The sequence below is a fragment of the Microbacterium sp. genome (genome assembly GCF_041641055.1).
GTDB lineage: Bacteria > Actinomycetota > Actinomycetes > Actinomycetales > Microbacteriaceae > Microbacterium.
The window spans coordinates 15,467-34,032 of sequence record NZ_JBEPZB010000022.1 but is presented as its reverse complement, the minus strand read 5'-3'; the positions used below and the strand labels follow the sequence as shown (position 1 = coordinate 34,032).

Annotated in this window: 17 protein-coding genes; 8 read left to right on the top strand and 9 right to left on the bottom strand. The window is 69.1% G+C overall.

What is annotated here, in order from left to right; genetic code table 11:
- Positions 1-113: 113 nt before the first annotated feature.
- Complete coding sequence (locus tag ACESK8_RS13345; RefSeq protein ID WP_372969053.1) at positions 114-1,115, bottom strand: LacI family DNA-binding transcriptional regulator; 1,002 nt, start codon at positions 1,113-1,115, stop codon at positions 114-116.
- A 180-nt stretch (positions 1,116-1,295) separates the two neighbouring features.
- On the opposite strand from ACESK8_RS13345, the gene ACESK8_RS13340 reads away from it, so the two are divergent.
- From ACESK8_RS13340 to ACESK8_RS13325, 4 genes are all read left to right on the top strand, one after another.
- A complete protein-coding gene (locus tag ACESK8_RS13340; protein ID WP_372969052.1) occupies positions 1,296-2,165 on the top strand; it encodes a sugar phosphate isomerase/epimerase family protein in 870 nt (289 codons plus the stop codon).
- 176 nt (positions 2,166-2,341) lie between these two features.
- Positions 2,342-3,844, top strand: coding sequence for a sugar ABC transporter ATP-binding protein (locus ACESK8_RS13335; RefSeq protein ID WP_060926345.1), 1,503 nt, complete (start codon positions 2,342-2,344; stop codon positions 3,842-3,844).
- The gene (locus tag ACESK8_RS13330) at positions 3,844-4,878 is read left to right on the top strand and encodes an ABC transporter permease (RefSeq protein WP_372969051.1); all 1,035 of its coding nucleotides are present in this window, start codon (positions 3,844-3,846) and stop codon (positions 4,876-4,878) included. Before ACESK8_RS13335 ends, ACESK8_RS13330 begins: the two co-directional genes overlap by 1 nt.
- A 46-nt stretch (positions 4,879-4,924) precedes the next feature.
- The gene (locus tag ACESK8_RS13325) at positions 4,925-5,923 is read left to right on the top strand and encodes an ABC transporter substrate-binding protein (RefSeq protein ID WP_060926300.1); all 999 of its coding nucleotides are present in this window, start codon (positions 4,925-4,927) and stop codon (positions 5,921-5,923) included.
- Positions 5,924-6,229: 306 nt separating this feature from the next.
- On the opposite strand, the gene ACESK8_RS13320 is transcribed toward ACESK8_RS13325, so the two are convergent.
- The 8 genes from ACESK8_RS13320 to ACESK8_RS13285 all read right to left on the bottom strand — a co-directional run bounded on the left by ACESK8_RS13320 (position 6,230) and on the right by ACESK8_RS13285 (position 13,985).
- Positions 6,230-6,526, bottom strand: a complete 297-nt coding sequence (locus ACESK8_RS13320) for a putative quinol monooxygenase (RefSeq protein ID WP_372969050.1) — start codon at positions 6,524-6,526, stop codon at positions 6,230-6,232.
- A gap of 134 nt (positions 6,527-6,660) precedes the next feature.
- Complete coding sequence (locus tag ACESK8_RS13315) at positions 6,661-7,629, bottom strand: phosphotriesterase (RefSeq protein ID WP_372969049.1); 969 nt, start codon at positions 7,627-7,629, stop codon at positions 6,661-6,663.
- On the bottom strand, positions 7,629-8,591 hold the full coding sequence (locus tag ACESK8_RS13310; protein ID WP_372969048.1) for a shikimate dehydrogenase: 963 nt from the start codon (positions 8,589-8,591) through the stop codon (positions 7,629-7,631). Before ACESK8_RS13310 ends, ACESK8_RS13315 begins: the two co-directional genes overlap by 1 nt.
- A 10-nt stretch (positions 8,592-8,601) precedes the next feature.
- On the bottom strand, positions 8,602-9,648 hold the full coding sequence (locus ACESK8_RS13305; protein ID WP_372969047.1) for an NAD(P)-dependent oxidoreductase: 1,047 nt from the start codon (positions 9,646-9,648) through the stop codon (positions 8,602-8,604).
- Complete coding sequence (xylB, locus tag ACESK8_RS13300) at positions 9,648-11,210, bottom strand: xylulokinase (protein WP_372969046.1); 1,563 nt, start codon at positions 11,208-11,210, stop codon at positions 9,648-9,650. Before xylB ends, ACESK8_RS13305 begins: the two co-directional genes overlap by 1 nt.
- 8 nt (positions 11,211-11,218) lie before the next feature.
- Positions 11,219-11,809 carry a glucose-6-phosphate isomerase family protein gene (locus ACESK8_RS13295; RefSeq protein WP_372969045.1) on the bottom strand — a complete coding sequence of 197 codons (591 nt, stop codon included), beginning with the start codon at positions 11,807-11,809 and terminating at the stop codon, positions 11,219-11,221.
- 233 nt (positions 11,810-12,042) lie between these two features.
- Positions 12,043-13,026 (bottom strand): acetylxylan esterase, encoded by a 984-nt coding sequence (locus tag ACESK8_RS13290; RefSeq protein ID WP_372969044.1) that lies wholly within the window; start codon positions 13,024-13,026, stop codon positions 12,043-12,045.
- A 422-nt stretch (positions 13,027-13,448) separates the two neighbouring features.
- On the bottom strand, positions 13,449-13,985 hold the full coding sequence (locus tag ACESK8_RS13285) for a CGNR zinc finger domain-containing protein (protein WP_372969043.1): 537 nt from the start codon (positions 13,983-13,985) through the stop codon (positions 13,449-13,451).
- Positions 13,986-14,024: 39 nt separating this feature from the next.
- On the opposite strand from ACESK8_RS13285, the gene ACESK8_RS13280 reads away from it, so the two are divergent.
- The 4 genes from ACESK8_RS13280 (at position 14,025) to prpB (ending at position 18,564) form a co-directional block, all read left to right on the top strand.
- Positions 14,025-15,005, top strand: coding sequence for a DMT family transporter (locus ACESK8_RS13280; protein WP_372969042.1), 981 nt, complete (start codon positions 14,025-14,027; stop codon positions 15,003-15,005).
- A 349-nt stretch (positions 15,006-15,354) separates the two neighbouring features.
- Positions 15,355-16,023 (top strand): GntR family transcriptional regulator, encoded by a 669-nt coding sequence (locus tag ACESK8_RS13275; RefSeq protein WP_372969041.1) that lies wholly within the window; start codon positions 15,355-15,357, stop codon positions 16,021-16,023.
- Positions 16,020-17,546 (top strand): MmgE/PrpD family protein, encoded by a 1,527-nt coding sequence (locus tag ACESK8_RS13270; RefSeq protein ID WP_372969040.1) that lies wholly within the window; start codon positions 16,020-16,022, stop codon positions 17,544-17,546. The genes ACESK8_RS13275 and ACESK8_RS13270 overlap by 4 nt, the downstream gene beginning before the upstream one ends.
- Positions 17,547-17,661: 115 nt before the next feature.
- Positions 17,662-18,564, top strand: a complete 903-nt coding sequence (prpB, locus tag ACESK8_RS13265; protein ID WP_372969039.1) for a methylisocitrate lyase — start codon at positions 17,662-17,664, stop codon at positions 18,562-18,564.
- Positions 18,565-18,566 lie beyond the last annotated feature (2 nt).

Genomic DNA, 18,566 nt, shown 5'->3' with positions numbered 1-18,566 from the left:
TAACTCCGGATAGCCGGGACGGAATGGCAGCGCCAGATGCCAGGGCTCGGACTGGGTGGGCGCTTCTCCGGAGTTATGGAGCCGCACCGGCGACGCGACGGCGGAGACGAGGGTCAGCGGCCGACGGTGGACTCGCGGACGACGAGCTCAGCGGCGAACGGCGTCGGCGCTGGCAGGTCGGCGGTGGGGTCGGCGAGCTGCCGGATCAGCGCCGCCCCCGCCGCGCGCCCGATCTCGTACCCCGGCTGCCGCACGCTCGTCAGCGGCACGACGCTCTGGTGCGCCTGCGCGACGTCGTCGAAGCCGATGAGCGCGATGTCCTCCGGCACCCGGATGCCGTGCCGCAGCAGCTGTGTCAGCACGCCGATCGCGACCATGTCGTTCGCGGCGAAGATCGCATCGGGTCGTTCGGCGGTGGGCATCTCGACGATGCGAGCGCCGATGTCGAGTCCGTCCTCGGTGGTGAGGTGCGGCACGTCGACCACCGTGACCTCAGCATCTGAGCCGTCGACGGCGTCCCGCAGCCCCTGCAGGCGATCGTTGGATTGGCTGACGCTCGGCGCCCCGAGGAACAGGATGCGGCGGCGCCCGATCGAGAGCAGGTGGGCACCGGCGAGGCGTCCGCCGCCGCGGTCGTCGAACCGCACCGACCCGACCATCGCCGAATCGGGGATCGGACCGACGACGACCGAGCGGATGCCGCGGTCGGCGAGCTGTTCGAGCCGAGGCACCACGTCCTGGAGCGGATAGATCACGATGCCCTGCACGCGATGCGCCTCGAACATGTCGATGTTGCGGCGCTCGGTGTCGGCGTCGCGGTTGCTGTTGCTGAAGAACAGCGACCATCCCTCTTCACGGGCGACGTCCTCGACGCCGCGCGACAGCTCGTGGAAGTACGGCAGCCAGGCGTCGAGCAGGATCAGGGCGAGTGCCTTGCTCGATCCCGCCCGCAGCTGCCGTGCCGATTCGTTGGGTACGTAGCCGAGCTGCTCGATCGCCGCCCTGACCTTCGCCGCGCTCGACTCGCCCAGCACGTGCGGGTGGTTGAGGTAGTTGGAGACGGTGGAGGACGAGACTCCTGCAAGAGCGGCGACGTCCTTGACGCTGGCTGGCATGGATCCTCCGTCGGCTGGCCGTGCGTGGCGACGGCGTGTCCAGAGTAGTCGAGGGATTGCAACGTGCCAAGAAAGTTCTTGACAGGTTGCGGGTGGCACCCGTAGCGTGACCTGCACACACGGTTGGCACGTTGCAACCGCAGAGGCGACGGTGCCGATCACCCGCCTCCGAGAGGTCTCATGAACATCGGATGCCATGGGCTCGTCTGGACCGGACACTTCGATGCCGACGGCATCCGCCTCGCCGTCGAGAAGACCAAGCAGGCGGGGTTCGACCTGATCGAGTTCCCCCTCATGGACCCCTTCTCGTTCGACGTGGCGGCCGCGCGAGACGCTCTCGAAGAGCACGATCTCGCCGTCAGCGCCTCACTGGGACTGTCCGAGGCGACGGACGTCACGAGCTCGGACCCGGCGGTCGTCGCGGCGGGGGAGGCGCTACTGCTCCAGGCCGTCGACGTGCTCGCCGACCTCGGAGGGCAGCACTTCTGCGGCGTCATCTACAGCGCCATGAAGAAGTACATGGACCCCGCCACCCCGGAGGGGCTCGCCAGCAGCCGCCGCACGATCGCCCGCGTCGCCGATCATGCCGCCGAGCGCGGGATCTCGGTCTCACTCGAGGTGGTCAACCGCTACGAGACCAACGTGCTGAACACCGCGCGGCAGGCGGTCGCGTACCTCGATGACGTGCAGCGGCCGAACCTCGGCATCCATCTCGACACGTACCACATGAACATCGAGGAGTCGGATATGTTCGCGCCGGTCCTCGACGCCGCGCCGGCCCTGCGGTACGTGCACATCGGAGAGAGCCATCGCGGTTACCTCGGCACCGGAACCGTCGACTTCGACACCTTCTTCAAGGCGCTCGGGCGCATCGGCTACGACGGGCCGATCGTGTTCGAGTCGTTCTCGTCGGCCGTGGTCGCTCCGGATCTGAGCAGGATGCTCGGCATCTGGCGCAACCTCTGGACCGACAACGCCGAACTCGGTGCGCACGCCAACGCCTACATCCGCGACAAGCTCGTCGCCGTGGAGTCGATCCGACTGCACTGACCGGGCAGACGTCCCAGTCGTGATCGACTTGTTATTACAGGTCTTTCCATCCGGAACGCGGTTAGTTACATTTAGATACAACTTGCGCAACGCACGCGCAGGACGCACAATTGATCCGATGTTTCCGGACCCGACCGGATGACATCGCGATGACCTTCAAGGAAGCAGGTGAGCACATGAGTGACCCCATTCTCAGAGTCGAGGGGATCAGCAAGGGATTCCCCGGTGTGCAGGCTCTCAAGGATGTGCACCTCGAGGTGCGTGCAGGGGAAGTGCTCGTGCTCGTCGGCGAGAACGGCGCAGGCAAGTCGACGCTCATGAAGATCCTCTCCGGCATCTACACCAAGGACGAGGGGACGATCACGTTCGAGGGGCAGGAGGTCGAGCTCACGAGCCCCCTCCAGGCGCAGCAGCTCGGCATCACGATCATCCATCAGGAGCTGAACCTGATGCCGGATCTCACCGTCGCGCAGAACATCTTCGTCGGTCGTGAGCCCACCACAGGGCCGTTCCTCTCGGAGCGCAAGCTCAACGCGCAGACCGCCGAACTGCTGCAGCGGCTGGGCATCAGGATGAATCCGCGGCAGCTCGTGGGCGAGCTCACGGTGGCCGAGCAGCAGATGGTCGAGATCGCCAAGGCGCTCTCGTTCAACGCCAAGGTGCTCATCATGGACGAGCCCACCTCTGCGCTCACCGACTCCGAGACCGAGACCCTGTTCGTGCTCATCGAGCAGCTGCGCGCGTCCGGCACCGGCATCGTCTACATCTCGCACCGCATGGACGAGCTGCGACGGCTCGCCGACCGGGTGACCGTGCTCCGAGACGGCACATACATCGGATCACTGGAGAAGTCCGAGGTCAGCATCCCGAAGATCATCGAGATGATGGTCGGCCGGGTGATCGACGAGGGGACCCGCCCGCAGGCCCGCGAGCACGTCAACGACCCGATCGTCCTCGACGTGCAGGGTCTCTCGACCAAGAGCCTCCTCAAAGACGTGTCGTTCCAGCTGCACAAGGGCGAGATCCTCGGCTTCGCGGGGCTCATGGGCGCCGGTCGTACCGAGACCGCCCGCGCCATCATCGGCGCCGACCACCGCGAAGAGGGGACGATCTCGATCGGCGGGCGTCCGGTGCGCATCGCGCAGCCGGCGGATGCCGTGAAGCACGGCGTCGGCTACCTCTCCGAGGACCGCAAACTCCTGGGGCTGATGCTCGAGCAGGACGTGACCTTCAACACCGTGCTCGCCTCCCTCGGCTCGTATGCCAACGGCATCGGCTGGATGGGCGACAGCAAGGCGAAGAACCGCACCAAGGAGTACGTCGAGCAGCTGAGGGTCAAGACCCCCTCGGTGAACCAGGTCGTGAAGCTGCTCTCCGGAGGCAACCAGCAGAAGGTCGTCATCGCCCGGTGGCTGATGCGCGACTGCGACATCCTCATCTTCGACGAGCCGACACGTGGCATCGACGTCGGTGCCAAGGAGGAGATCTACCGCCTCATGCAGCAGCTCGCCGACCAGGGCAAGTCCATCATCGTCATCTCGTCGGAACTGCCGGAGATCCTCCGCGTCGCGAACCGCATCGCGGTCTTCGCGAACGGACGCGTCACCGGCACCCTCCGCAACGAGGACGCCAGCCAGGAGAAGATCATGCAACTCGCAGCCCACGGAGAGGAAGACTGATGAGCGCTCCGCAGCAGCCCGGATCGTCGACGACGACGATCATCCAGACCGCGCTCGATGAGAACACCGACAAGCGCGACGTCGGCGCCTTCCTGAAGCGACAGCTTCAGCAGTCGCTCGCGTTCGGCACGTTGATCGTGCTGGTGCTGTTCTTCTCGATCGCCAGCCCGAACTTCTTCACCTTCAGCAACATCGCGACCGTGCTGCTGTCGACGGCGGTCATCGGCATCCTCGCCCTCGGCACGACCTTCGTCATCATCACCGGCGGAATCGACCTGTCGATCGGGACCGGCATGGCGCTGTGCGCCGTGATGACCGGCGTGATCGTCACCAACATGGGTCTGCCGGTGTGGGTCGGCGTGATCGGCGGCATCCTGACCGGCGTGCTGATGGGGCTGGTGAACGGTGTGAACATCACGTTCCTCCGCCTGCCCCCCTTCATCGCGACGCTCGCCATGATGATGATCGCGGGTGGCCTCGCCCTCGTGATCTCGAACGTCGCTCCGATCTACTTCTCGACCTCGGCCCCCGACTTCAAGAAGATCGCCCTCGGCGTGATCATCCCCGGCATCCCGAACGCCGTGCTCATCACGGCGGCTCTCGCGATCGTCGCCTTCCTGGTGCTGTCGAAGACGCTGCTCGGGCGATACACGTTCGCGATCGGCTCGAACGAGGAGGCCACGCGCCTGTCGGGTGTGAACACCCGCCGCTGGACGATCCTCATCTACATGTTCGCCGGAGCGTTCACCGGAATCGCGGGCATCGTGATCGCCGCCCGCCTCGACTCCGCGCAGCCGCAGATCGGCACCGGATACGAGCTGCAGGCCATCGCCGCGGTGATCATCGGCGGCACCTCGCTGCTCGGCGGTCGCGGATCCATCCTCGGCACCGTGATCGGCGCGCTCATCATGAGCGTGCTCGTCAACGGACTCCGCATCATGTCCATCCAGCCCGAATGGCAGAACATCGTCGTCGGCGTCGTCGTGCTGCTCGCCGTCTTCCTCGACTCGCTGCGCAACCGCGAGCGCACCTGACACACCTCACCCCCCACCACCCACCACAGAGAACAATGGAGTTTCCATGAAATTCGGCAAGAAGACCGCATTCGCGGCGCTCGTGGCCGCATCCGCCCTCGTGTTCGCCGGCTGTGCCGGCGGCGGCGGTGACGTCATCGAAGAAGGCGGCGGCGACGCAGGCGGCGACGGAGAGATGTACATCGCGCTCGTCTCGAAGGGCTTCCAGCACCAGTTCTGGCAGGCCGTCAAGCAGGGCGCCCAGGAGAAGGCGGACGAGCTCGGCGTGAAGATCACGTTCGAGGGCCCGGCCGCCGAGACCGAGATCGCCCAGCAGCTCGAGATGCTGACGACCGCGATCGACAAGAACCCGGATGCCATCGCGTACGCCGCACTCGACCCCGAGGCCTGCGTGGCCCCGCTCGAGCAGGCCAAGTCGAAGGACATCCCGGTCGTCTACTTCGACGCCCCCTGCAACGGCGAGGTCGGCCTGAGCCTCTCGGCGACCGACAGCAAGGTCGCCGGTGCGCTCGCCGCGGAGCACATGGCCGAGCTGATCGGAGGCGAGGGCGAGGTCGCCATCGTCGGTCACTCGAACATCAACTCCACCGGTGTCGAGCGTCGTGACGGATTCGTCGAGAAGATCGAAGCCGACTTCCCCGACATCGAGATCGTCGACATCCAGTACGGCGACGGCGACCACCTGAAGTCGGCCGACATCGCCAAGACGCTGATCGCCGCCCACCCCGACCTCAAGGGCATCTACGGCACCAACGAGGGTTCGGCCATCGGCGTCGTGAACGCCGTGAACGAGCTCGGCCTGGAGAAGGGCAAGATCACGATCGTCGGCTTCGACTCGGGAGCCGCGCAGATCAACGCGATCAAGGACGGCACGATGGCCGGCGCCATCACGCAGGACCCGATCGGCATCGGCGCCCAGGTCGTCCAGGCGGCATACGACGCCGCCAACGGCAAGGACGTCGAGGAGTTCTACGACACCGGTTCGTACTGGTACGACAGCACGAACCTCGAGGACGAGAAGATCGCCGCAGTCCTCTACGAGTGACCTGCGGAGTTCACGGGAGCCCCTCGCCTTCGGGCGGGGGGCTCCTTCGTGTCCGGGCGTCATTCGTGTGCGGGGGGCGATTACGGATGCATGCTCAGATCACGGATGCATGCTCAGAGGGGCGGGATCGGCATGCAGGTGTGTTCTCGGCATGCAGGTAACAGGCAGGGGGCGGGGTGAGGCAGGGGGACGGCTCAGATCACGGATCCATGCTCAGATCACGGATGCATGCTCAGAGGGGCAGGATCGGCATGCAGGTGTGTTCTCGGCATGCAGGTGGCAGGCAGGGGAGAGGCCGAGGCCCCGTCAGATGCGGCGGAGGAAGGTCAGGACGGATGCCGGTTCGACGATCAACTGCTGCAGGGCCTCATTGAACGGGATGCCGGCCGGGGCCGAGATGTGCGCCTGGAAGGCCGCGTCGTCGCGATAGACCTCGTAGGCGAAGAAGCGGTCGGGGTCGTCGACGAGGCGCGTCGCGTCGAACAGGACGTTGCCCTCTTCGGCGCGCACCACCTCGGCGAAGTCACGCAGCAGCGCAGCGACCTCTTCACCCTTCTCGGGAAGTGCGGTGAACACGGCATGCAGGATGGTCGGCTCGGTCACGGGGGCTCCTCGGGATGTGGGACAGCGGGTATCAGGTGCCGGGGTCAGAACGGCGGTGTCGGGTGGCGGGCACGGGGCGTCGGGTGTCGGGCGTCGGCGGTGGGGCGGCAGGCGGCAGGCGGGGCGACGACCGGTCAGGTCGACAGGGTGAGCAGGCGGGCGGGATTCGCGACGAGCATCCGTTCGACCACGTCATCGCCGACGGCGGAGCGCAATCGCGGCAGGTAGCGCTCGCCGAGATAGGCGAGGCCCGGCATGCCGCCATACGCGAGGTAGCGGGTGCGGCGGGCGACATCGCCGCCGAGCAGGATGCGGTCTCCGCATCCGAGGGCGACGGCCTTCTCGGTCAGGGCGAGCAGCTCGGCATCCGACCGTGTGCGCGGACGCGCGACACCGTCGTATCCCAGATAGGCGCCGCGCTCGGCGAGTGAGGCGTGCAGGCCCGCGTCCGGATCGCGGTCCGCATGCGCGAGCACGACCCGATCGGATGCCACGCCTTCGCCGTCGAGCAGATCGAGCACCTCGTGCGCGGCGGTGCAGAATTCCAGGTGCACCATCACGGCCGCCCCGGTCCGGCGGTGCGCTGCGGCGACCGCGAGCAGCGTCGTGTGCTCGAAGTCACTGATGCTCCAGTAGCCCACGCCGGCTTTCAACATCCCCGCGCGCACGGCCGATCCATCGGGCGCAGCCGCTCGAGGGACGTCGGGGGCCTCGAACACCAGCGCGTCGTCGACCGGCATCCCGCGCACCACCTCGGCGATGAACAGCTCCGCCAGGCGCTCGTCATCCCACACCCGCAGCGGATGGTCGTCGCCGTAGTGCGCCTCGCGATGGCGGCCGGTCGCCGCGACGACCTGCAGGCCCGTGCCCGCACTGATCCGCGCCACCGCTTCGGGGTCGCGGCCGAGGCCGAAGGGCGTGGCATCCACCATCGTCGCGAGGCCGCTGGCCTTCAGCAACGCGGCTTCCTGGCCCGAGAGGTCCTCGTCGTCGAGCTCATCGCCCACGAGTAGCGGCGAGACCTGGAACAGGTGCTCGTGATAGTCCGTCGCGCCGAGCAGCGCAGGGTCGATGTCGCCGAGGACCGTCCGCACGACAGGCATCAGCGCACCGACTCGGCGGCCTCGGCGAGCCGTTCGACGATCGCGGGCGTGAGATCGATCTCGAAGACGTCGGCGACGACCTGTGACCAGCCGTGGATGAAGTACCGCCAGCCGTCGACGACGTGCAGACCGCGCGCGGCCTCCTGCGCTCGTGCCTGGTGCAGGAACTCGAGCGAGCCGCGGTAGTTGAACTCCCACACCCATGCGTCCGCCGGGAAGACGACGTCGTCGGGCAGCGGCGAGCCCGGGCGGTCCTTGCCGAGCCCGGTCGCGTTCACGATGAGCGAGCCCGCGGGGGATGCCGCGACGAGGGCCGCGGCATCCTGCACCGTGTCGGTGCGCACGTACGTGATCAGCCCGTCCGGGGTGCCGTGCTGGCGGTGCACCTCGCGCAGGTGGTCGAGCTGCGCGTCGTCGAGGGCCGTGACGGTGATCTTCGACGGAGCATCCGCTCTCTCCGCCAGCGCCCAGCTGAGGGCCGTGCCCGAGCCGCCGGCGCCGAGGATCACGACCTCGGCCCCGGTGCGGGCGAAGTGGTCGCCGGGGAGGAAGTCGTTCAGGGCGAGGTCGACCGTGAGGGGGTCTTTCGCGCGCCCGATCAGGCGGTCACCCCGCTTCGAGATGCTCGAGATCTCGGAGCACGAGACGGCGAACGGATCGAGCTCGTCGAACAGGTCGGATGCCGCGGCGAACACGTTCATCTTGTGGGTCGTGACGAGGGCGCCACGGTGGTTCAGGTCGTCGCGGATCTGCTCGACCATCGCGCGGTACTGCGCCGGGGTCGCATCCATCGGCAGGTCGTGTCCGATGAGGTTCCCGGTCGGCAGCTCCAGCAGTTCCGCCCATTTCGGGAAGACGCTCATGATCGACGAGGAGCCCGTGCTGACGCCGATGAAGCCCATGTAGCCGGCGGTCGGGGCGACGCTCGCGGGGGTCGGAGTCGGGTTCTCGGTGCTGGTCATGCGGTGTCCTTCAGGAACGGGCGACGGAGGGCCCGGCAGAGCGGGCGACGGAGGGCCCGGCGATGCGGGAGGAGTCGGAGGGCCCGGCGATGCGGGAGGAGTCGGGACTGGAGAACACGGGGTGGGCGGGAGCGTGGCCGTCGAGCACCGCGAGCACGTCGTCGAGCGACATCGAGCCCATGTTGTCGACGGCCTGCGTCGTCTGGGCGCCGAGGTGCGGAGTGACGGTCACGCGGGGCGAGAGGTCGGGCGCGAGCAGCGCGCTCGCGCTCCCTGCGGTGTCGCCGTCGAGGGTGTCGGCCGCATACGCGCCGAGTCGTCCCTCGCGCAGGGCGGTGGCGAGGGCGGCCTCGTCGACGAGGTCGGGTCGAGCGGTGTTCACCAGGATCGTTCCGGGTCGGATGCCGTCGAGCCGGGCGGCATCGACGAGCGTCTGACCGCCGGGGGCGTGCAGGGTGATGACGTCGGCGGCGTGGAACAGCGCGTCGAGAGCGACCGGCTCTGCGCCGCGCTCGGCGATGACGCCTCGCGGCAGGTACGGGTCGGTGGCGAGGATCCGCGAGCCGAAGCCGCTGAGCCGCCGGGCCACGCCCTGGCCGATGCGGCCGAAGCCGACGATGCCCACGGTCGCCGCGCCGAGTTCGCGTCCGCGGCGCACGGCCCAGTCGCCCGCGCGCACCCGGCGGTCTCCGTCGGAGATGGATCGCAGAGCCGCGAGCATGAGCCCCACGGTGTGGTCGGCGACGGCATCCGCGTTCGCACCCGGCGTGTTCGTGACGGGGATGCCGCGTCGCTCCGCCGCGGGGAGATCGACCGCCTCGGTGCCGACGCCGTAGCGGGCGACGATCCGAAGGTTCGGGGCCGCCGCGAGGTGCGCGTCGGTCACCGGTCCCGTGCCCGCGATCCACCCTTCTGCCGCGGCGAGCAGCGGCGCGAGTTCGGTGAGTCCGTGGTGCGCGGGTCCGCGGATGATCTCGTGACCTGCGGCACGTGCGCGCCCGACGAGGTCGAGATCGCCGTCCGAGAACGAGCGGCTGGTGGCGAGGATGACGCCCATCAGCGGCCCTCGGTCGCCGTCGGTGCGGGGGATTTCGGTGCGGGGGATTTCGGTGCGGATGTCGGTGCGGAGGAGGTCGGTGCGGCGGCGAACCACGGCGCCAGGGCCGCGTACGCATCGACGAAGCGCGAATGCCGTTGCGCGTGCACGGCGTGGCGACCGGCATCCGGTGCGAACTCCGCCGTGACCTCGCTGAGCGCCCGCGCCGCCGAGAAGTCGGCGAGGCCGAGGCCGACGGCACCGGTGACCGCCGCTCCGAGGCTGTTGGCCTCCTCGACGATCGTGCGACGGCGGATCGGCACGCCCCAGACATCGGCGAGGATGCCGAGCCAGGCGTCGCTCTGCGCGCCGCCGCCGACTGCGTCGATGCGGTCGATCGTCGCGCCGGACTCGCGGAACGCCTGGATGCAGGTGAGGAGGTTGTAGGCGACGCCCTCGAGCACCGCTCGGGTCAGGTGCGCCCTCGTGTGGTGACGCCCGAGGCCGACGAAGGCGCCGCGCGCATCCGGATCCCACAGCGGGGAGCGCTCGCCGAGGAGGTAGGGGAGGAAGTAGAGGTCCTCGGTGTCGAGGTCGCCGGCCGCCTCGGCTGTGAGCCGGGCGGTGTCGGGGTGGGTGGGGTCTGGGGAGAGCGCCTCCGCGATCCACTGCACCGATGCGCCGCCCGCCTGCATCGTCGCGGTCGGGACGAAGGATCCGGGCACGACGTTGTCGAACGTCATCGTGCGCATCTGCGGGTCGTGCAGTGGTGCGAGGCTCGCGAACGAGATCCACGACGAGGTGCCCAGGCACACGTACGCGCCATCCTCGGGGGCGACGATGCCCGAGCCGACCGCGGCGAGCGGGCCGTCTCCGCCGCCCATGACGACACGGACGGATGCCGGGAGCCCCAGCGCATCCGCCGCATCGGCCGTGAGCGTGCCGGCGACCGTCGTCGAATCGAGGATCTCAGGGAAGAGCGCTGCCTCGAGGCCGGCGGCCGCCAGCACCTCGGCCGACCAGGTGCCGCTCAGCTGGTCGTAGGCGTTGGTGCCCGAGGCGTCGGAGCGGTCGGTGGCGAGGCGTCCGGTGAGGCGGTGGACGATGAAGTCCTTGGCGACGCAGAAGTGGCGCACCCGCGCCCAGACGTCCGGCTCGTGGTCACGCACCCACATGATCTTCTCGACCGAGTACGTGGGATTGAGGCGGTGGCCGAGCAGGCGGTAGGCGTGGTCGGCGCCGAGGTGCTTCTCGAGGGCGCGGGTCTCCGCTCCCGAGCGCGTGTCCGCCCAGATGATCGCGGGACGCACGGGCTCGCCGTGCGCGTCGAGCAGCACGGTGCCCATCATCTGACCGCTCACGACGAGGCCGGCGACGGTCGTCGGGTCGACCGCCGCGCGGTCGATCAGCTCTCTGGTCGCCGAGACGACGGCATCCCACCAGTGCGCGGGGTCCTGCTCGGCGATGCCGCCGGCCGCGAACCGCGCGGGGTAGGGCACGGTGACCGAGGTGACGAGGCGGCCGTCGTCATGGTGCAGGGACGCCTTGTCGCCGGTGGTCCCCAGGTCGTGCGCGATGAGCATGGCGGGGCCTAGTCCGCGGACGAGGTCGGGGAGTAGGGGCGCAGATCCACGCCCTCGGTGGCGCGGTACGCACGCGAACCCATCCCGTGTTCGAGCACCCAGCCGTAGTCGTGGCCGGCACCGCCCGGGTACACCGCGAGGAACGCGTACGGCTCGTCGCCCGTGTTGACGGAGCGGTGCGCCCAGCCCGGCGGGATGTAGCCGATCGTGCCGGGCAGCATGTCGAGCCACTCGGTGCGCTCGCCGTCGAACATGAGCAGCCCGCCGCGGCCCTTCAACGCCAGATAGATCTCGCCCTGGTGGTCCGGATGCTGATGGCCTTTCGTCATCCAGAGCTCACCCCCGGTGTCGCCCGGCATGATCGTGGTGATCGACTGCGGCAGCTCGCGGTCGATCTCGGGCACGGGAGAGCTCGTCACCGTGTAGACGACCGGATCGTCGCCGTGCGCCGCGGCTGACCAGGCATCCGTGTCGAGGAACAGGCCCTCGAGGTCGGACATCCGCCGCGTCAGCGTGGGACCCGCGGGGGAGAGCGTCAGGTTCTCGGCGTCGAAGGCGATCGCCATCGGCGAGATCGGGGGCGTGTGGAACGGGGGCATCGGTGCTCCTCATCGGATGCTGCGGCGCTGCGCAACCTGTAATGACAAGTTGAGTGTACCTGTGATGACAGGTGGCGTCCAGTGCTCGCGTGCGCGGGGGACTGGGCGCGGGTGCGCGGGGATGTGGGCGTGGGGTTGCGGGCCGCTGCCGATGGGACGCGAATTCAGGAGGATCGACCCGAATCAGGAGAGAAAGGCGGGAATCATCCTGATCTCGACGCATTCTCCTGATCTCAGGATGCTTCGCGCAGCGCCCGCGCGAGGTGAGCCCGGCCGTCGCTGATCGCCTCGGCCTGCACCTCTCCAGCCCCTGGATAGTCGGCATGGCCTGCCGGCAGCACGGCGAGCTCGAGCATCCTGGCCGCATTCGCGACGCCGAACTGTCCGGGCGGCGGCACATACGGATCCCACAGCGCCGCCTCCACACGCACCGGAACGCGGGCGAAGCCGAGGGCTGTCGAGGCGTCGAACCAGCGCAGCACCTCGCGCGCGTCCGGATGTGCGGCGACGTGATCGCGCACGGTCTCGCCGCTGCCGAGGCAGTGGACGGCCAGGCGCTGGTCGTACTGCCCGAAGCTCGGGACGATGAGCGTCGCCCCGATATACCGGTCGTCCCACGGCAGGGCGAGCGTGCCGATGCCGCCGCCGAAGCTCTCGCCGACGTAGTAGAGGGGCAGGCGCCCGACGAGCGCAGTCAGGGCATCCGCCGCGAGCCAGAGGTCGCGGGCGCAGAGTCCCAGTATGTAATCGTCTGGGTTCTCGATCCCGGCCAGCACATGCTCAGCCTGGATCGCGGGAGCGCCGATGCCCGTGTTCAGCGTGGGCAGTCCGCGGGCGACGGGGAAGATCGCCGCCGCGTCGTCGGGAACCCGAGCCAGGTCGACCGCATCCCGCCCGCCGTATCCGTGGCTGTGCACGACGCCCACCCGCGCGGACGACGAGACGGGCTCGACGAGCCAGGCGCGCAGTCGGATGCCGTCGGCCCCGGCGTGCTCGATGATCGACACCCGCCGTCCGTGGATGCTCTCGGTGGACAGCGCGGAGGGTGCGGCATCCACCGTCTTCGCCTGTGCGCGCCACGCCTGCCATCGCGCGCTGAAGCCGTCCGGCGGCGGGACCGGTGCGATCTCGCGGAGCGTGGCGAGCGTGTGTCCGTAGGCGGCGTCGAACTCGGCGTCGGGGAACCAGGTGTCGTAGGGAGAGCGGAAGGATGCCATCGGCCATGAGGCTACCGCGCCGCGACTCCGGGCCGGCCGTGTTGCCGCGGTCCTGCTACGCCGGGGTGCGCGGTATCCGGGTCGCGTTCCGCGTGTGCCCCGCCCGAGAACAGGACGATGGGCCGAGGTCAGGAGCATCCGTGCGAGATCCTCCTGATGTCGAGCGGTCGTCCTGTTTCGGGGTGCGCTGTATCCGTGTTCCGTCCCGTGTGTGGCCCGTCCCGTGTGCGCCTCGTCGAGAACAGGACGATGGGCCGAGATCAGGAGCATCTGTTCGAGATCTTCCTGATGTCGAGCGGTCGACCTGTTTCGGGGCGGGTAGAAGGGCGCGGTCGACCTGTTTCGGGGCGGGCGGAAGGGCGCGGTCGTCCTGTTTCGGGGCGGGCGGAAGGGCGCGGCCGTCCTGTTCGAGGCGGGCAGGCTCACACTTTCGCGCGCCGGGCGCGATACGCCGCCACCGCGTTGCGGTTGGTGCAGGCGGTCGAGCAGTAGCGCTTCGACCGGTTGCGGGAGAGGTCGAGAGCGAGTGCCTCGCAGGTGTCGTCGGCGCAGATCGAAATGCGGGAGCCCTCGTCCGAGCGGATGACGTCGATCAGCGCCATGGCGGTCTCGATGAGCACGCGCTCGGCGAGCGGCCGTTCGTCGGCGACGGTGTGCAGGTGCCAGTCGACCCCGTCGTGACGCACGAGCCGAGGAGCGAGGTGTGCTTCCGCCAGCGCGGCGTTGACGTGCTCGGCCATCTCGTCGCGGGGCGCGATGAGCATGCTGCGCAGCCGCGGTCGGATCCCGCGCAGCGAGGCGAGCTCTGCCTCGTCGCGGTCGAGTCGCCCGGAGTACGGGAAGTCGGCCAGGAACACCGCGTAGTCGTCGAGGGTCGCCAGCGTCTCGGGATCCTCCGCCGAGTTCACCAACCACACGGCCGAGCGGAGGGCCTCTTCGGTGTCATCGGTGAAGTTCATGTTGACACCTTACATCCTGCACGAGTAGCGTCACCTGTCATGAGCAAGGTTGCGAATGACATCTCGACGCACGGCGTGCGGTTCGGTCTGCCCCTGGCGATCGGCGCGGCCTTCGCGTTCGGGATGTCGGGAGCCTGGGCCCGCGGGCTCATCGACGCGGGCTGGACGCCGGGTGCCGCCGTGACCGCGCGGGTCTGGGTCGCTGCGCTCGTACTGCTCGTACCGACCGTCATCTCGCTGCGCGGGCGGTGGGGCGCACTCCGGAAGAACGCCGGAATGGTCGCCGCCTATGGCCTGCTCGCCGTCACCGCCACGCAGCTCTGCTACTTCCAGGCCGTCGCCGTGATGGATGTCGGCCTCGCACTGCTCATCGAGTACACCGCGCCGATCGCCGTCATCCTCTGGCTGTGGCTCCGTCGGGGTGAGCGCCCGAGTCGGCGCAGCGTGATCGGCGCGGCCATCGCCTTCGTCGGGCTCGTGCTGATGCTCGACATCGTCACCGGCGCGGAGGTGAACGTCGCCGGCATCCTCTGGGCGCTCGCCGCGATGGTCGGCGCCGCGACATACTTCCTGCTGTCGGCCAAAGCGGACACGGGGTTGCCGCCGATCGCGCTCGCGGGAGGCGGACTCTTGCTCGGCGCCATCGCGCTCACGATCGCCGGATTCGTCGGCATCCTTCCGATCGCGTGGACGACCGACGACATCACCTATCGCTTCGGCACCGTGCCGTGGTTCGTGCCCGTGCTCGCGATCGGCCTGATCGCGACGGCCCTCGCGTACGTGCTCGGGATCGCCTCGACGCGGATGCTGGGCTCGCGCCTGGCCTCGTTCGTCGCGCTGGCCGAGGTCGTTGCGGCTCTGCTGTTCGGCTGGCTGCTGCTCGGGCAGCTGCCGGATCTGCTGCAGGCGCTCGGCGGAGCGCTGGTGCTCGTCGGCGTGGTGGTCGTGAAGCTCGGCGAGCCGCGTCCGGAGGAGTTCGTCGAGCCGGTGCCGGATGCGGTGGTGCAGCCGCAGCGCTAGCGCAATCCCGCATCCGCTCCCGCGCACGTGCGGGGTCACTTTCGCATGCCGTGCCGGTGCGGGGTCACTTTCGCATCCCGTGCCGGTGCGGGGTCACTTTCGCATCCCTGGGCGTCGTTTCGGATGCTGTCTTGACCCCGCCTGGACGGGGATGCTGTTTTGGCCCCGCCTGGACGGGGGATGCTGTCTTGACCCCGCCTGGCGGCGACGTGGCGACGCGGCGACAGGGCGAGAGGGCGAGCGGGATGCGTGGCAGGCCAGGCGAGTCGTGCGGTCGTTTATGTATACGAGCGGCGCAGGAAGACGGCAACGAGCCCCATAGATTGCCGCTTATGTATACACTGAGCACATGAGTTCCGTCGCCGAGCGCAGCACCGCCAGTGAGCGCGCGCATGCGACGCTGCTGGAGGAGATCCAGTCCGGCACCCTTCCGGCGGGGTCCGTCCTCGCCGAGGTCGAGCAGGCCGCCCGTCTGGGCATCAGTCGCACTCCGATGCGCGAAGCGCTGCGCCGCCTCGCTGCCGACGGTCTGGTCGTGCAGCAGTCGCCCCGTGTCACGGTGGTGGCGGACCTGGATGCCGACGACATCCGCGCGCTGTTCGAGATCCGCCGCGCGCTCGAGGAGACGTCGGCCCGCCTCGCCGCGCACCGCGGCGACGCCGCCCGCTTCGCCGCCCTCGCCGACGAGTTCGCGCACGTCGACCTCACAGCCGTCGAGGGTCGCGACGCCTACTACGCCCTCATCGCCCGCTTCGACGCCGCCCTCGACGCCGCGGTCGACAACGACTACATCGCCTCGGCGCTGCGCACGGTGCGCACCCACCTCGTCCGGGTGCGGCGCATGGCCCGCGACAAGCCGACCCGCCTCGCTGCCTCAGCCGCCGAGCACCGCACGATCGCGGAAGCGCTCGCCGCCCGCGACGGCGACCTCGCCGCCCACGCCACGCACGTGCACCTGCACAATGCGCTCACCGGCATCCTCGACTCCCTGACAGCCAACCCCGAAGGTGTGAAATGACCGTCACCCACCACGTCCGCGTCCACCGCAGCGACGAGAACCTCGAGCGCGCCGACCAGCTCGCCTGGAAGATCGCCGAGGTCGCCGCCGACCGGGTCGAGGTCGACCAGGACGTCACAGACATGATCATCAACCGCCTCATCGACAACGCGTCAGTGGCCGCGGCATCCCTCACGCGCGGGCCCATCAACGCGGCTCGTGCCCAGGCATTCAGCCACCCCGTCTCGACCGGCGGCATCGGCGCCACGGTGTTCGGCGCGGCGCTCGACCACCGCACGAGCCCCGAGTGGGCGGCATGGGCGAACGGCGTGGCCGTGCGCGAGCTCGATTACCACGACACCTTCCTCGCGGCGGAGTACTCGCACCCGGGCGACAACATCCCGCCGATCCTCGCGGTCGCCCAGCACGTGCAGGCCGACGGCCGCGCGCTGCTGCGCGGTATCGCCACCGGCTACGAGATCCAGATGGACCTCGTGCGCGCGATCTGCCTGCACAAGCACAAGATCGATCACGTCGCCCACCTCGGGCCGTCGGCGGCCGCCGGCATCGGCACCCTGCTCGGCCTCGACGTCGAGACGATCTACCAGGCGGTCGGCCAGGCGCTGCACACCACCACCGCCACGCGTCAGAGCCGCAAGGGCGAGATCTCCACCTGGAAGGCGCACGCCCCCGCCTTCGCGGGCAAGATGGCCGTCGAGGCGGTCGACCGTGCGATGCGCGGTCAGACGAGTCCCGCGCCGATCTACGAGGGCGAGGACGGCGTGATCGCCTGGATGCTCGACGGCAAGGAGGCCTCCTACGAGGTGCCGCTGCCAGCCGCAGGCGAGGCGAAGCGCGCGATCCTCGACTCGTACACGAAGGAGCATTCGGCCGAGTATCAGGCGCAGGCGTGGATCGATCTCGCCCGCAAGCTCGGCACCGAGAACCCGGCGCTGCGCGACCCCGCCAACATCGAGTCCATCGTGCTGCACACCAGCCACCACACCCACTACGTGATCGGCTCGGGGGCGAACGATCCTCAGAAGTACGACCCGACCGCATCGCGCGAGACGCTCGACCACTCGATCCCGTACATCTTCGCGGTCGCGCTGCAGGACGGCGGCTGGCACCACGTCGACTCGTACACCCCCGAGCGTGCCGGTCGCGCGGACACGGTCGCCCTGTGGCACAGGATCACCACGGCCGAGGATGCCGAGTGGACGCGCCGCTACCACTCCGAAGACCCCGATGTGAAGGCGTTCGGCGGTCGCGTGGAGTTCCGCCTGACCGACGGCACGACCGTCGTCGACGAGATCGCCGTCGCCGATGCGCATCCGCTCGGCGCCCGCCCGTTCGCCCGCGCGGACTACATCGCGAAGTTCCGCCTGCTGGCCGAGCCCGTGCTGGAGCCCGCCGAGATCGAGCGCTTCCTCGAGCTCGTGCAGCGCCTGCCCGAGCTGACGGCCGCGGAGGTCGGCGAGCTGTCGATCATCGCGAAGCCCGGCCTGCTCGAGGGCGCGGACGCCCCGAAGGGTCTGTTCTGATGTCCGCCATAACTCCGGCGATCTGGGGGCTGTCGCCCCGGCAGGCCCGGATCGAGCGTGACTCCGCGCGCGTCTCCGGAGTTATGGAGCCGAGCACCGAGAAAGACAGGTTCTGATGCTGTACTCCCACGTCACCCCGGCCGAGAAGCGCCGCCTGTTCCGTGAGCGGCTCGCGAGCGGCGAGCTGCTGCGGTTCCCCGGCGCGTTCAACCCCCTGAGCGCCCGGCTCATCGAGCAGAAGGGGTTCGACGGGGTCTACATCTCGGGCGCGGTGCTGTCCGCCGACCTCGGGGTGCCCGACATCGGCCTCACCACGCTGACCGAGGTCGCCGGCCGCGCGAAGCAGATCGCCCGGATGACCGACATCCCCGCCATCGTCGACGCCGACACGGGCTTCGGCGAGCCGATGAACGTCGCCCGCACCATCCAGGAGCTCGAGGATGCCGGCCTCGCCGGCACCCACATCGAGGACCAGATCAACCCCAAGCGCTGTGGCCACCTCGACGGCAAGAGCGTCGTCGACGAGCGCACCGCGATCCGCCGCATCCGCGCGGCCGCCGATGCCCGCCGCGACCCGAACTTCCTCATCATGGCCCGCACCGACATCCGTGCCGTCGACGGGCTCGATGCCGCCGTCGATCGAGCGAAGGCACTCGTGGATGCGGGAGCGGATGCCGTGTTCCCCGAGGCGATGCGCACGCTCGCCGAGTTCGAGACGATGGCGGAGGCGCTGGACGTGCCGATCCTGGCCAACATGACGGAGTTCGGCAAGAGCGACCTCTTCTCCGTCGACCAGCTGCGGGATGCCGGGGTGAACATGGTCATCTGGCCGGTGTCGCTGCTGCGCATCGCGATGGGCGCGGCGGGCCGTGCGCTCGATACGCTGAACGAGGAGGGGCACCTCACCTCGAAGCTCGGTGAGATGCAGCACCGTGCAGATCTCTACGACCTGATCGACTACGAGTCCTACACGCAGTTCGACTCGGGCGTCGCAGGCTTCACCGTCACGAAGGAGTGAGC